Source organism: Tsukamurella serpentis, from assembly GCF_054780975.1.
In genome coordinates this window covers 212,396-225,128 of record NZ_BAAGVH010000001.1, presented here as the reverse complement: position 1 = coordinate 225,128, position 12,733 = coordinate 212,396, and the positions used below count along the sequence as shown (strand labels likewise).

Annotated in this window: 13 protein-coding genes; 2 read left to right on the top strand and 11 right to left on the bottom strand. The window is 68.9% G+C overall.

What is annotated here, in order from left to right; translation table 11 throughout:
- Positions 1-7: 7 nt before the first annotated feature.
- From ACYVHG_RS01060 to ACYVHG_RS01020, 9 genes are all read right to left on the bottom strand, one after another.
- The gene (locus ACYVHG_RS01060; protein ID WP_461165575.1) at positions 8-1,003 is read right to left on the bottom strand and encodes a phosphotriesterase family protein; all 996 of its coding nucleotides are present in this window, start codon (positions 1,001-1,003) and stop codon (positions 8-10) included.
- On the bottom strand, positions 1,000-2,220 hold the full coding sequence (locus tag ACYVHG_RS01055) for an acyl-CoA dehydrogenase family protein (protein ID WP_461165574.1): 1,221 nt from the start codon (positions 2,218-2,220) through the stop codon (positions 1,000-1,002). The genes ACYVHG_RS01060 and ACYVHG_RS01055 overlap by 4 nt, the downstream gene beginning before the upstream one ends.
- A gap of 1 nt (position 2,221) precedes the next feature.
- Positions 2,222-3,238, bottom strand: coding sequence for a phosphotransferase family protein (locus ACYVHG_RS01050; protein ID WP_461165573.1), 1,017 nt, complete (start codon positions 3,236-3,238; stop codon positions 2,222-2,224).
- The gene (locus ACYVHG_RS01045) at positions 3,235-3,687 is read right to left on the bottom strand and encodes a MaoC family dehydratase (RefSeq protein ID WP_461165572.1); all 453 of its coding nucleotides are present in this window, start codon (positions 3,685-3,687) and stop codon (positions 3,235-3,237) included. The genes ACYVHG_RS01050 and ACYVHG_RS01045 overlap by 4 nt, the downstream gene beginning before the upstream one ends.
- Positions 3,688-3,691: 4 nt before the next feature.
- Entirely contained in the window at positions 3,692-4,444 is a 753-nt protein-coding gene (gene fabG, locus ACYVHG_RS01040) for a 3-oxoacyl-ACP reductase FabG (RefSeq protein ID WP_461165571.1), read from the bottom strand.
- 56 nt (positions 4,445-4,500) lie between these two features.
- On the bottom strand, positions 4,501-5,502 hold the full coding sequence (locus ACYVHG_RS01035; RefSeq protein WP_461165570.1) for an NADPH:quinone oxidoreductase family protein: 1,002 nt from the start codon (positions 5,500-5,502) through the stop codon (positions 4,501-4,503).
- Positions 5,499-6,305 (bottom strand): SDR family NAD(P)-dependent oxidoreductase, encoded by an 807-nt coding sequence (locus ACYVHG_RS01030; protein ID WP_461165569.1) that lies wholly within the window; start codon positions 6,303-6,305, stop codon positions 5,499-5,501. Before ACYVHG_RS01030 ends, ACYVHG_RS01035 begins: the two co-directional genes overlap by 4 nt.
- A 4-nt stretch (positions 6,306-6,309) precedes the next feature.
- The gene (locus ACYVHG_RS01025; protein ID WP_461165568.1) at positions 6,310-7,062 is read right to left on the bottom strand and encodes an SDR family oxidoreductase; all 753 of its coding nucleotides are present in this window, start codon (positions 7,060-7,062) and stop codon (positions 6,310-6,312) included.
- A 252-nt stretch (positions 7,063-7,314) separates the two neighbouring features.
- Entirely contained in the window at positions 7,315-8,532 is a 1,218-nt protein-coding gene (locus ACYVHG_RS01020; RefSeq protein WP_461165567.1) for an acetyl-CoA C-acetyltransferase, read from the bottom strand.
- Between the two features lie 155 nt (positions 8,533-8,687).
- On the opposite strand from ACYVHG_RS01020, the gene ACYVHG_RS01015 reads away from it, so the two are divergent.
- The gene (locus tag ACYVHG_RS01015; protein WP_461165566.1) at positions 8,688-9,296 is read left to right on the top strand and encodes a TetR family transcriptional regulator; all 609 of its coding nucleotides are present in this window, start codon (positions 8,688-8,690) and stop codon (positions 9,294-9,296) included.
- On the opposite strand, the gene ACYVHG_RS01010 is transcribed toward ACYVHG_RS01015, so the two are convergent.
- Both ACYVHG_RS01010 and ACYVHG_RS01005 read right to left on the bottom strand, forming a co-directional pair.
- Entirely contained in the window at positions 9,283-11,430 is a 2,148-nt protein-coding gene (locus tag ACYVHG_RS01010) for a M13 family metallopeptidase (RefSeq protein WP_461165565.1), read from the bottom strand. The genes ACYVHG_RS01015 and ACYVHG_RS01010 overlap by 14 nt on opposite strands.
- Before the next feature lie 8 nt (positions 11,431-11,438).
- A complete protein-coding gene (locus ACYVHG_RS01005; RefSeq protein ID WP_461165564.1) occupies positions 11,439-12,344 on the bottom strand; it encodes an EamA family transporter in 906 nt (301 codons plus the stop codon).
- Between the two features lie 173 nt (positions 12,345-12,517).
- Here ACYVHG_RS01005 and ACYVHG_RS01000 point away from each other — a divergent pair, with 173 nt between their 5' ends.
- A complete protein-coding gene (locus ACYVHG_RS01000) occupies positions 12,518-12,733 on the top strand; it encodes a DUF7455 domain-containing protein (RefSeq protein ID WP_461165563.1) in 216 nt (71 codons plus the stop codon).

Here is a 12,733-nt window from a genome sequence, read left to right as displayed (position 1 = left end):
GACGGTGCTACCGCTCGGTCAGCACCCGCCGGGGTACGTCGATCAGCATGGTGTCGATCTGGTCCTGCGTGACCCCGCGATCGAACAGGTACGGGAAGACGTCGTCGAAGATGTGCGTGTAGTGCCACTGCACCATCCCGGCCTTGACCTGCGGATCGACCCAGTCGATGTAGCAGGCGGCGTCCTGCGAGAGCACGATCCGATCGGCGTGACCGCGCCGGAGCATCTCGATCAGCGTGTCGTTGCGGGCCTCGAAGGTGGTGTCCAGGTTGATCCCGAACCTGTCGAACCCGAGGATGAAGCCGGCTTCGGCGAGGGTGCACAGGTGCTCCACATCGCTGGAATCCCCACTGTGCCCCAGCACGATCCGGCTGGGATCGACGCCCTCCTCATCGCACATCACTCGCTTGACCAGGAGACCGCTCTGCGAGCCGGGGTGGGTGTGCACGGTGATCGGCACCCCGGTCATGCGGTGCGCCTGGGCGACCGCGCGCATCACCCGTTCCACCCCTTCGGTGAGTCCGTGGTGGTCGATCGCGCACTTGAGCATTCCCGCTTTGACTCCGGTACCGGCGATTCCGTCGACGATATCGCCGACGAACATGTCCACCATCGGGTCGGGGAAGTCGATGCCGGTCACGGCGGTGAGCGCCGGCCCGCGATAGGTGAAGTACCGCGGGGCGTCCCGGTGGGTGTAGATGCCGGTGGCGACGACGATCCGCACCGGTGTCTGCTCGGCGAGCCGGCGGATCCGCGGAACGTACCGGCCCAGGCCGACCACCGTGGGGTCGACGATGGTCCGCACCCCGGCGTCGTAGGCGATCTGCAGCTTCTCGACGGCGTCGGCGATCCGGGCGTCCTCGTCACCGAACTCGCCGGGGTAGTTCTGCTGGACGTCCGGGGTGAGGACGAAGAGGTGCTCGTGCATGAGGGTCGCGCCGAGCTCGTCCGGGTCCACGGGCCCGGTCGCGGTCGGAACGGTCGGGACGATGCCGGTTGTCATGTGGCGGCTCGCTTCTTGAGTTCGGCGCGGGCGAGGGAGTTCTTGTGCACCTCGTCGGGGCCGTCGGCGAAGCGCAGCGTGCGGATTCCAGCGTAGGCCTCGGCGAGGGAGAAGTCCTGGGACAGCCCTCCCGCACCATGGGCCTGGATCGCCTTGTCCAGGATCCACTGCACGGTCTGCGGAGTGGCGATCTTGATCGCCTGGATCTCGGTATGGGCGCCCCGGTTCCCGACGGTGTCCATCAGCCATGCGGTCTTGAGCACCAGCAGCCGCAGTTGTTCGATCCGTACCCGAGATTCGGCGATCCAATCGCGGATCACGCCCTGGTCCGAGAGTGGTTTGCCGAACGCACTGCGCCCGGAGACCCGGTCGCACATCATCTCCACCGCGCGCTCCGCGACTCCGATCGAGCGCATGCAGTGGTGGATCCTGCCCGGTCCGAGGCGGGCCTGGGCGATGGCGAAACCGTCGCCCTCGCCGGCGATCAGGTTCGACGCCGGTACCCGCACGTCCGTGAACCGCAGTTCCGCATGGCCTCCGTGATTGTTGTCCTCGTAGCCGAAGACCCGCATACCGCGCAGCACTTCGAGGCCGGGGGTGTCGCGCGGAACCAGGATCTGCGACTGCTGACGGTGCCGCTCGGCGTCCGGCGCGGTCTTCCCCATGACGATGAAGATCGCGCAGTTCGGGTTCATCGCGCCGGTGATCCACCACTTGCGACCGTTGATCACGTAGTCGTCACCGTCGCGGACGATCGACAGCGAGATGTTCGTGGCGTCGGAGCTCGCGACGTCCGGCTCGGTCATCGCGAAGGCTGAGCGAATGCTGCCGTCGAGGAGCGGCTGAAGCCACTGCTGCTTCTGCTCGTCGGTCCCGAACTGGTTGAGCACCTCCATGTTCCCGGTGTCCGGGGCGGCGCAGTTGAACACGGCGGGCGCCAGGTGCAGGCTGCGGCCGGAGAGCTCGGCGAGCGGCGCGTACTGCAGGTTGGTCAGTCCTGCGCCTCGCTCATCGGGGAGGAAGAGGTTCCAGAGGCCGCGGCTGCGGGCCTGCGCGCGCAGCTGCGCCAGCACGGGGACGCTGTCCCACTGCCATCGGTTCTCCAACTGGTCCAGCTGCCGGTGGAAGGTCTCCTCCGCCGGGTGGACGTAGCTGTCCATGAAGGCGCTGACCTCCGCGATCAGTTCGCGGGTGCGGTCGTCGTACGCGAAGTCCATGTCAGTCCTCCTTGAGTGCCTGCAGGCCGGTCTCCAGGAGGGGTTCGACGGCGGCGCCGGCTTCGGCGAAGCCCACTCCCACGGTCTGGCCCCCGATGGAGCGGTAGTGGATTCCCTCGACGATGCCGGCCAGCTTGAACGAGGCGAGCGCGATGTAGAAGCCGAAGTCTCTGAGGTCCAGGGCCGATCCGCAGGCGTAGCGGTCGATGATCTGCTGCTCGGTGAGGAATCCGGGTGCCGTCGTCACGTCACTGACGGTGGCCGGTGACAGTTCCGCCAGACGCCCGTACACCAGCATCAACGCCAGGTCGGTGAGTGAGTCGCCGATGGTGGCCAGCTCCCAGTCCAGCACCGCACCCGGCTGGTCCTGCGGTGTGATCAGGACGTTGTCGAGGCGGTAGTCGCCGTGCACGATCCCCGGAACGCGGTCTGCGGGAACCCGCTGTTGCAGTGCGGTGTACAGCCGATCGACCGACGGTAGGTCGCGGGTGTGCGCGGCGGCGAACTGCTTGCGCCAGCGCTGCACCTGCCGGCCGAGGAAGCCCTCCGGCCGGCCGTAGTCGGCCAGTCCGACGTCTGCGGGATCGACCCGGTGCAGCTCCACCAGGGTGTCGATGAGTCGTTCGGAGATCGTTCGGGTCCGCTCGGCCCCGAGCGCGGCGAGCTCCGTGGCTCGGCGGTAGGGCACCCCGTCGACCTCGCTCATGATGTAGAAGGGTGCCCCCAGAACACCCGGATCCTCACAGAAGGTGTACACCTGCGGCACGGGCACGGCGGTTCCGCGCAGCGCAGACATCATCCGGTACTCCCGCCCCATGTCGTGGGCGGTCGCCAGGAGCTCCCCCACGGGTGGGCGGCGCAGTATCCAGGTGGAGTCACCGTCGGAGATCCGATAGGTGAGGTTGGACTTCCCGCCCGCGATCAGCGACGCCTCGAGCTGGGTGCCGGCTCCCTCGACGTGCTGCGGAAGCCACTGTCCGAGGGCACTGAGGTCGAGTCCGGGGTAGTGCCCGGTCATCGGAACACCACCGAGACCGTCTCGGCGACGCAGGCCGGTCGGTCGGCCCCCTCGCATTCGACGGTGACCCGGGCGATCACCTGCTGCCCACCGCTTCTCGGAGTGACGGAGATCAGTTCGGCACCGGCCCGGATACGCGATCCGACGGGTACCGGCGACGGGAACCGCACCTTGTCGGTGCCGTAGTTGATGCCCATCGTCACCCCGTCGACGCGGTAGATCTGCCCGGCCAGCAGCGGGATCAGCGACAGGGTGAGGTAACCGTGCGCGATGGTCGCTCCGAAGGGGCCGTCCGCCGCGCGTTCGGGATCGGTGTGGATCCACTGATGATCGCCGGTGGCTTCGGCGAACAGGTCGATGCGGCGCTGATCGATCCGCAGCCAATCGCTGTAGCCCAGGTGCTGGCCGACGGCGGCCTGCAATTCGTCCGGTCCGCTCAGTACCCGCATCGTTTCAGGCCCTCGGTCCGCCGGCCACGTAGAGCACCTGCCCGGAGACGAAACCCGCTGCCTCTCCGGCGAAGAAGCTCACCGCGTTCGCGATGTCGGCGGGCCGGCCGACCCGGCCCACCGGGGTCTCCTCGGCCACTGCCGCGGTGAATTCCTCGAAGCTCACGCCCATCCGTTCGGCGGTGGCGCGGGTCATGTCGGTGGCGATGAAACCCGGGGCGACGGCGTTCGCGGTGACCCCGAACCTGCCCAGCTCCAAGGCGAGAGTCTTGGTCAGGCCCTGCATTCCGGCCTTCGCGGCGGAGTAGTTGGCCTGGCCGCGGTTACCGAGCGCCGATGTCGAGGACAGGTTGATGATGCGGCCCCAGCCGGCCTTCGTCTGGTGAGCCTGCACCGCGCGGGACATGAGGAAGGCGCCGCGCAGGTGCACGTTCATCACCGCGTCCCAGTCGCCCGCGGTCATCTTGAACAGCAGGTCGTCGCGGATGATGCCTGCGTTGTTCACCAGAACGGTGGGCGGTGCGAGTTCTGCGGCCACCCGTGCGACGGCGTCGGTCACCTGCTGCTCGTCGGTGACGTCGGCGCCGACGCCGATCGCCGTGCCCCCATCGGCGGTGATCCGGTCGGCGACCGCGCGGCAGGCCGCTTCGTCGAGGTCGAGCACGGCCACGGCGGCGCCGTCGGCTGCGAGGCGGGCGGCGACGGCGGCGCCGATACCGCGAGCGGCTCCGGTCACGATGGCGGTGCGCTGGGTCATCGGGTTCTCCTTGCGTGGATGCGGGATCGAACGGCGTTGTGGCAGTGGGGCTCAGCTCAGGTAGTGGTAGTGGTAGCGCCGGCCTGGTACACTAGGCGGCCGACGGTGGCTCCATCGGCGAGGCGTTGCAGGCCGTCGGGAACCTGCTCGAAGGGCAGGCGTTCACTGACCAACGGATCGATCAGCCCCTGCTCTGCGAGGCCCGTCAGTTCCTGGTGGCAGCCTCGGACCGCGGCCGGGTCGTAGCGGTTGTAGAGCCCCCAGTGCAGACCGGTGATCGAGTAGTTCTTGATCAACGCGTGGTTGAGGGCGACCTCCTGGATCGCGCCGCCGGCGAAGCCGACGACCAGGATGCGTCCCTCGAAGGCGATGCACTTGGTCGATCGCCGATAGGTCTCACCACCCACCGGGTCGTAGATCACGTCGGCGCCGCGTCCACCGGTCTCCGCCGTGACCACCTCCACGAAATCCTCTGTGTGCCGGTCGATCACGATGTCCGCCCCGAGCGCCCGGGCGACCTCGGCCTTCGCCGGTCCGCCCACGACGCCGATCACGCGGGCACCGGCGGCTTTACCGAGCTGGATCGCGGCACTGCCCACCCCGCCTGCCGCAGCGTGCACCAGCAGTGTCTCCCCCGAGCGCAGGCGGGCGCGACGATGCAGTCCGAACCACCCGGTCTGGTAGCCGATGAACAGGGCGGCGGCCTGCGCGTCGTCGAGCGCCGGTGGCGCGGCAAAGGCCTCGGTGGCGTTGAGCACTGCGTACTCGGCGAAGCCGCCGAAGGGAAGCGCCGCGCCGCCGAGGATCCGCTCGCCGCGGGCGTGGTCGGCGCCCTCGCCGACGGTGACGACCTCTCCGCACAGTTCCACGCCGGGGGTGAACGGCAGATCCGGTTTGACCTGGTACCGGCCACGGCACATCAGCACGTCGGGGAAGTTCGCCGCGGCCGCGAGGGTTCGCACCACGATCTGGCCGGGTCCGGGCACCGGGATCGGCGTATCGGCCGCCCGAAGGACCTCACCCGGCTCCCCCAGCCGATGTACCTGCCAGGCTCTCATCGGACGCCCTCCTGCTCCTCGAGACGCTGCTGCAGTCTGTTCATCCCGCGCAGCCAGTCGTCGGTCGCCGCGGCACGGGTCCGGTAGTAGTCGCGGACCTGCGGGTGCGGCAGGATCAGGAAATCGTCTCCGGCGAGGGCATCGGCGGCGGCCCGCGCGACCTGCTCGGCGGTGATCACACTGTCGCGTCCGAGGAGGTCCTGCAGGGGGCCGGCCTCGTCGAACATGCGGGTGCGCACGCCCTGCGGGCAGATCGCCTGGACGACGACGCCGCGGTGTCGGTAGGTGATCGAGAGCCATTCGGCGAAGGCGACGGCGGCGTGTTTGCTGACCGAGTACGCCGGGGCGTCAAGCATCGTGAGCAGGCCCGCGGCCGAGGCCGTGACCACGAACCGACCGGTTCCCCGATCGGTCCACAGTGGTACGAGCAGGCGTGCGGCGCGCACCTGCGCCAGCAGGTTGACCTGCAGGGAAGTCTCCCAATCGGCCTCGGTCGTCGGCAGCCCGCGGCCTCGATCGACGCCGGCGTTGGCATACCAGGCGTCGATCGATCCGAGTTCGGTGCGGGCGGCGTCGACGACCGCGGTGACCCCGTCCTCGGAGGCGGCGTCGCCGGCCACCGCGACCGCACAGCCACCCGCGGCGGCGATCTCCGCGGCCACGTCCCGGGCTCCCTCGGCGTCGATGTCGGAGACCACGACACGGGCTCCCCGGGCGGCGAGTTCACGGGCCAGCGCGGCGCCGATTCCGTTGCCGGCGCCGGTGACGACGATGCCACTACCGCGCGGCTCGAACCGGGACACGCCCTCAGACCCCACCGGTCAGCAGCACACCACCGTCGACGGTGATCGTCTGTCCGGTCATCCAGGAGGCGTCGTCGGAGAGTAGGAAGGCGACCACCGAGCCGATGTCGTCGGGGATTCCGAGCCGCTTGAGCGGATAGTTCGCCGCGACCTGCTCCTCCTTGCCCTCGTAGAGGGCGCTGGCGAACCGGGTCTTGACCACGGCGGGGGCGACCGCGTTGACCCGGGTTCCGGGTCCGAGTTCGACGGCGAGTTCCTCGGTGAGGTGCACCACCGCGGCTTTGGTGACGCCGTAGAAGGCGATGCCGGGGGCCGGACGCAGGCCCGCGACGGAGGCGACGTTGACGATCGCGCCGCCGTGCTCGCGCTGCCACGCGGCGTTGACCTTCTGCACCCAGGACAGCGTGGAGAGTACGTTGACCTCGACGATCTTGCGTGCGGCGGTGAGGTCGAGCTCCATCAGCGGTCCGTAGACCGGGTTGATACCGGTGTTGTTGACGAAGTAGTCGATGCTGCCGAAGGTCTCGAGGGCGGTTGCGATCACCTGGTCCTGGTGGGCCTGATCGTCCCCGGTACCGGCCACCGCGACGGCGACCTGCGCGCCACCGAGCTCGGCGACGGCGGCGTCGAGGGCTTCCTGCTTGCGGGCGGTGATCACCACTTTCGCGCCGTCCGCCACCAGACGACGGGCGATGGCAAGCCCGATCCCCCGACTGGCTCCGGTGACGATCGCGGTCCTCCCGGCGAATCGAGTCATTCGCAGTACCCTTCCTCGGTTCCGACACCTGACTAAGCGCTCGCTTATTCTGTAGCGTAGAGCACAATCCGTATGACCGAACGCGTTCCCGTCATCTCGGGCGTGACCCTCATCACACCCTACGGACCACTGGGCGAGCACACCAGCAGGCCTGGATCGGACCCGGCCGAACGACCAGCGTCCTAGGACATGACGAGGGCGGCTCCCGCAGATCGCACGAGCCGCCCTCGAAGCACCCTCGATCTCCTGCAGTCAGCTCAGCCGCTCGATCACCATCGCCATCCCCTGCCCCCCGCCGACACACATGGTCTCGAGGCCGAACTGCTTGTCGTGCCACTGCAACGAGTTGATCAGGGTGCTCGTGATCCGCGCCCCGGTCATACCGAAGGGATGGCCGATCGCGATCGCTCCGCCGTTGACGTTCACCTTGTCGGCGTCGATACCCAGATCTCGGATCGACGGAACGACCTGCGCCGCGAAGGCCTCGTTGACCTCCATGAGGTCGACGTCCGCGATCGACAGGCCGGCACGTTCGAGCGCCTGCTTCGAGGCCTCCACCGGGCCCAGGCCCATGATCTCCGGAGACAGACCGGAGACCCCGGTCGAGACGATCCGCGCCAGCGGGGTCAGCCCGAGCTGCGCGGCCTTCGTGTCCGACATGATCACCACGGCGGCGGCGCCGTCGTTGAGCGGACAGCAGTTGCCCGCGGTGACGGTGCCGTCCGGGCGGAAGACGGGCTTCAGGCCACTGATCGCCTCGTAGGTCACACCGGCGCGCGGACCGTCGTCCTTGGCGACGACGGTGCCGTCGGCGAGCGTGACCGGAGTGATGTCCTTCTCCCAGAAGCCGGAGGCGATCGCCGCCTCGGCGCGGTTCTGACTCCGTACGCCCCACTCGTCCTGATCGCGCCGGGAGACGTTCTTGAACTGCGCGACGTTCTCCGCGGTCTGCCCCATCGCGATGTAGACGTCGGGCAGCTCCCCGTCGTCGCGCGGATCGGCCCAGGTGCGTCCGCCCGCCGCGAAGCTCGCGGTCCGCTCCTCCGCGGCCCCGAACAGCGGGTTCTTGGTATCGGGCAGGCCGTCCGCGTTGCCCTTGATGTAGCGGCTGACGGTCTCCACTCCACCGGAGATGAACACGTCCCCCTCGCCCGCCTTGATCGCGTGCAGCGCCATCCGGGAGGTCTGCAGGCTGGAACTGCAGTACCGGTTGACGGTAACCCCCGGCAGGTGATCGAAACCGGCCTCGACGGCGATCGCACGGGCGATGTTGAAGCCCGATTCACCGGCGGGCTGGCCGCAGCCGAACATGAGGTCGTCGATCTCACGCGGATCCAGCTCGGGAACCTTCGCCAGTGCCGCGCGCACCATCTGAACCGACAGGTCGTCCGGGCGGACGTCCTTGAGTGAACCCTTCGCGGCGCGCCCGATCGGCGAGCGGGCGGTGGCGACAATGACGGCTTCGGGCATGGAATTGACCTCCGAGTCGAACTTGTGAACTAAGCGCTTGCTTAGTGCGGTACCATTCAGGCCGACTGCGACGCGATCGTCATCCGACCCGCCGTTGTGGCCCCGTTCACAATAAGCAGACGTCGATCAGCACGGCGCATCCGGAAGGGACGACGGTGACCGGACCCGACAACCCGACCCGGTCCGAGGCCACCCGGGCGAGGCTGCTGACCGCCGCCGCGGAGGCCTTCGCCGAACGCGGCTTCCACGGCACCACCACCCGGGATATCGCCGCCGCCGCCGGCATGAGCCCGGCCGCGGTGTACGTGCACTACAAGTCGAAAGAGCAACTGCTACACCAGCTCACACGAGTCGGTCATCGCCGGATCATCGAAGCCGTCGATGCGGTCGACGATCCCGCGCTCAGCCCCGCCGACCGGCTGGCAAGAGCGGTCCGCGCCTTCGCCGGTCACCACGCGACCTCGCACACCAGCGTCCGGGTGGTGAACTACGAACTCGACGCGCTCACCGAGGAACACCGCGCCGAGATCCGAACGCTGCGCCGTGAGATCACACGGCGGATGCGCTCGATCGTCGACGCCGGCGTCGCCGACGGCTCCTTCGACACCCCCGATCCGCGGATGGCCACGATCGCCGTGCTCTCCAGCGGCATCGACATCGGGCGGTGGTACCACGACGGCGGCGAGATCACACCGGAACGGATCGGGGACTTCTACGCGGACCTGGCGCTGCGCACCGTCGGCGCGAGACTCACCAAACGGTGACCCGATCGCGCGGATCGAGCCACAACCCGTCACCGGGGCGCACGCCGAAGGTGTCGGCGAAGGCCCCGATGTTCTTGACCACCTGATTGGCCCGGAACTCGTTCGGCGCGTGCGGATCGGTCGCCAGGGCCTGGATCGCGGCAGCCCGGCGCGCCTTGTTGCGCCAGATCCGGCCCCAACTCAGGAACAGCGGGGCCAGATCGTCACCCGCCCCCTCGGTTCCGGCATCCCGGTTGGCCACAGCGATCCGGTAGGCGGCGATCGCGATCGACAAGCCGCCCAGATCGGCGAGGTTCTCCCCCACCGTCAGGCCACCGTTGACCGTGTTCTCCGGCGCGAGCCCGGCCGGGACCAAACGGTCGTACTGGGCGATCAGGGCCTTGGTCCGCTTGTCGAACTCAGCGCGGTCGGCCGGCGCCCACCAGTCGGCGAGGTTGCCGTCGCCGTCGTACTTGGCACCCTGGTCGTCGAAGGCGTGACCGATCTCATGCCCGATCACCGCGCCGATGCCGCCGTAGTTCACCGCGGCCCGGGCGTCCGGCGAGAAGAACGGCGCCTGCAGGATCGCGGCCGGGAAGACGATCTCGTTCATACCGGGGTTGTAGTAGGCGTTCACCGTCTGCGGGGGCATCAGCCATTCGCTCTTGTCCACCGGCTCACCGAGTTTGGCCAACTGGAATTCGTTGTCGAACTCGGCGGAGGCACGGACGGTGGCCACGATCGACTTCCGATCGGTCTTCAGGCCCGAGTAGTCCCGCCAGCTCTCCGGGTAACCGATCTTGGTGCGGATCTTCTCCAACTTGGCGGTGGCCGCGCGGCGCGTGGCCGGGGTCATCCACGCGAGGTCCGCGAAGGACGCCCGGTACGCGCTGCGAAGGTTGTCGACGAGACGCTCGGCCTGCTCCTTCGCCTGCGCCGGGAAGTGCTTCTCGACGTACAGCCGGCCCAGCCCCTCGCCGATCACCGCTTCCACCACGGCGACGGCACGCTTCCACCGGTCGGGCTGTTTCTCCGTGCCGCGCAGCGTCTTCGAGTAGAAGTCGAAGTTCGCGGTGGCGAAGGGCTCGGCCAGGTAGGCGGCGTAGGCCCGCAGCACCTGGATCCGAGCGTGCTCCTTCAGGACGGCCAGATCGGTCTCCGCCCACAGCTTCGCCATCGCGGTCAGGAAACTCGGCTGAGCGACCACCACCGATTTCGCGTCCTCCGCCTTGACACCGGCTGCCGCGGCCCAGGCGTGCCAGTCGTAGCCGGGGGCGAGCGTGGACAACTCGGAGAACGGGTACGGATTGTAGGTGGCGGAGGCGTCCCGCGAGCGGACCCGGTTCCAGTGCCCCTTCGCCACAGCGGTTTCGAAGCCGAGTACCCGCGAAGCCAGTCCGGCGGGATCGGGCAGCCCGGCCAGCGCGGCCACCTTCTCCAGGTAGCCGCGGTAGCCGTCGCGCGCAGCGGCGTACTTGGGGTCGCTGTAGTACGCCTCATCGGGAAGCCCGATACCTGACTGCAACAGGTTGAGCGCGTACCGAGAGGAGTTCTTCGGGTCGGTGTCGACCTGGTAACCCACCAGCCCGGAGATGCCGCGTCGTTGGTGCGCACCGATCACCTTGAGCAGACCCGCTTTGTCGGCCGCGGCGTCGATCGCACTGAGCTCGGGGCGGATCGGGTCCGCACCGTCGGCGTCGATCCGTTCGGTATCCATGAAAGCGTCGTAGACGTCGCGGATCCTCGCCTCGTCGCTCCGCGCCCGAGGGTCCCGGATCGACTCGATGATCGCCCTGAGCTGTCCGAGCGCACGATCGGACAGGTCGGCGAACGTCGTATAGGAGGCCTTGTCCGCGGGGATCTCGAAACCGTCGTACCACCCGCCGTTGACGTGCCGGAACAGATCGTCGCGCACCCGGACACCGGTCGCCGCACCGGACAGGTCCGGGCCGGTGAGCGCCCGTGGCGGCGCGGACGAGGTGGACGGTCCTCCGCCGGGCGCCGGCACGCCGCACGCCGCGAGCACCCCGGTCCCGGCCAACAGACCGAATCCGGCGAGGAACCGGCGACGATCGACGCCACCGGTCACGTTGCCGAAGGGATCGCGATCGAAGCGCGGCGGGTGGACGGAGGATTGCTCGGATCGAGAGTCCATGGGTGAATCTAACCCGATCGCTCCCGGGGCGACGGTCCGTCCCGCTCGGATTCACACCCGGCCGCGTCGCGCCGCGAGGTGACCGCGATCGCGAAGACCACCAGCGCGATGCCGACCGCCTCGACCGGTCCCGGTCGCTGACCGAGCATCACCGCGCCGACGGCTGTCGCCGTCACCGGGAGCAGGGCCAGCAGGAGGGCGAACCGGGCACGTCCCACCCGGCGCAGCACCACCTGGTCGAGGACGTACGGGATCACCGAGCTGAGCAGGCCGAGACCCAGGCCGAGCACCCACACCCGCCAGCCGAGGAAAACCTCCGGACGGGTCAGCAGATCGGATCCGAGGCCCGGAGCGGCCAGGAGCAGCGCTCCTGCCGCCATCCCCACGCCGAGGCCCTCGATCCCCCCGCCCGCGTCGGCGACCCGCTTGCCGAGGATCACGTATCCCGCCCACAGCGCCGCGGCGAGGAGTGCGCAGGCCACACCGATCGCACCGTCCGCCCCGGAGACACCTCCGACGTTGACCCCGGCGACGCACACCACCCCGACCAGAGCGGCCGCAGCGGCCAGCAGGTGGATCGGGCGCCGCGACCCGGCCACGGCCACGGCGATCGGCCCGAGGAACTCGATCGCCACCGCGGTACCGAGGTCGATGCGTGCGATGGACTCGTAGAAGGCCATGTTCATCAGGAGCGTCACGGCTCCGAACAGGGCCGCGACCCGCAACCGGGACACCGACCACGCGCTTCGGCGCGGCCGCAGCACGACCACCAGGATCAGCCCCGCCCCGGCGCCGCGTAGCCACGCGACCGCCATCGGAGAGAGTTCCGCGAACAGGCCCACCCCCAGGGAGGCGCCCACGTACTGACTGATGGCGCCGATCACGAACATCGCAGGTATCAACAGACCGGCCACCGCTCGACGGTAGATGAACCGGTGCGACGGGGGCCACCGACTTCCCGCCGATCCCGGTCCGGATTTCACCGGGAGCGAAACGGCCTCCGGGTTCGGAGATTCCGCTGGAACAAATCGGTAGGCTCGGACGTATAAACAGATACCCGAGCGGTTACACGAGGAACGGAGGAGTCATGACCAACACAGTCACTTCGCAGGGTCCGGCAGGCGAGACCTTCGCTCCGCTGACCGCATCCGATCGGTGCGACCGCTGCTCGGCGGCCGCGCAGGTGCGCGCCGTCCTCCCGTCCGGATTCGAGCTGCTGTTCTGCAGCCACCACTTCGGCGAGTACGGCTCCGAGTTGCAGACGCAGGGCGCGACGATCGTCCAGGCTCCGGTCGCCGTCTGA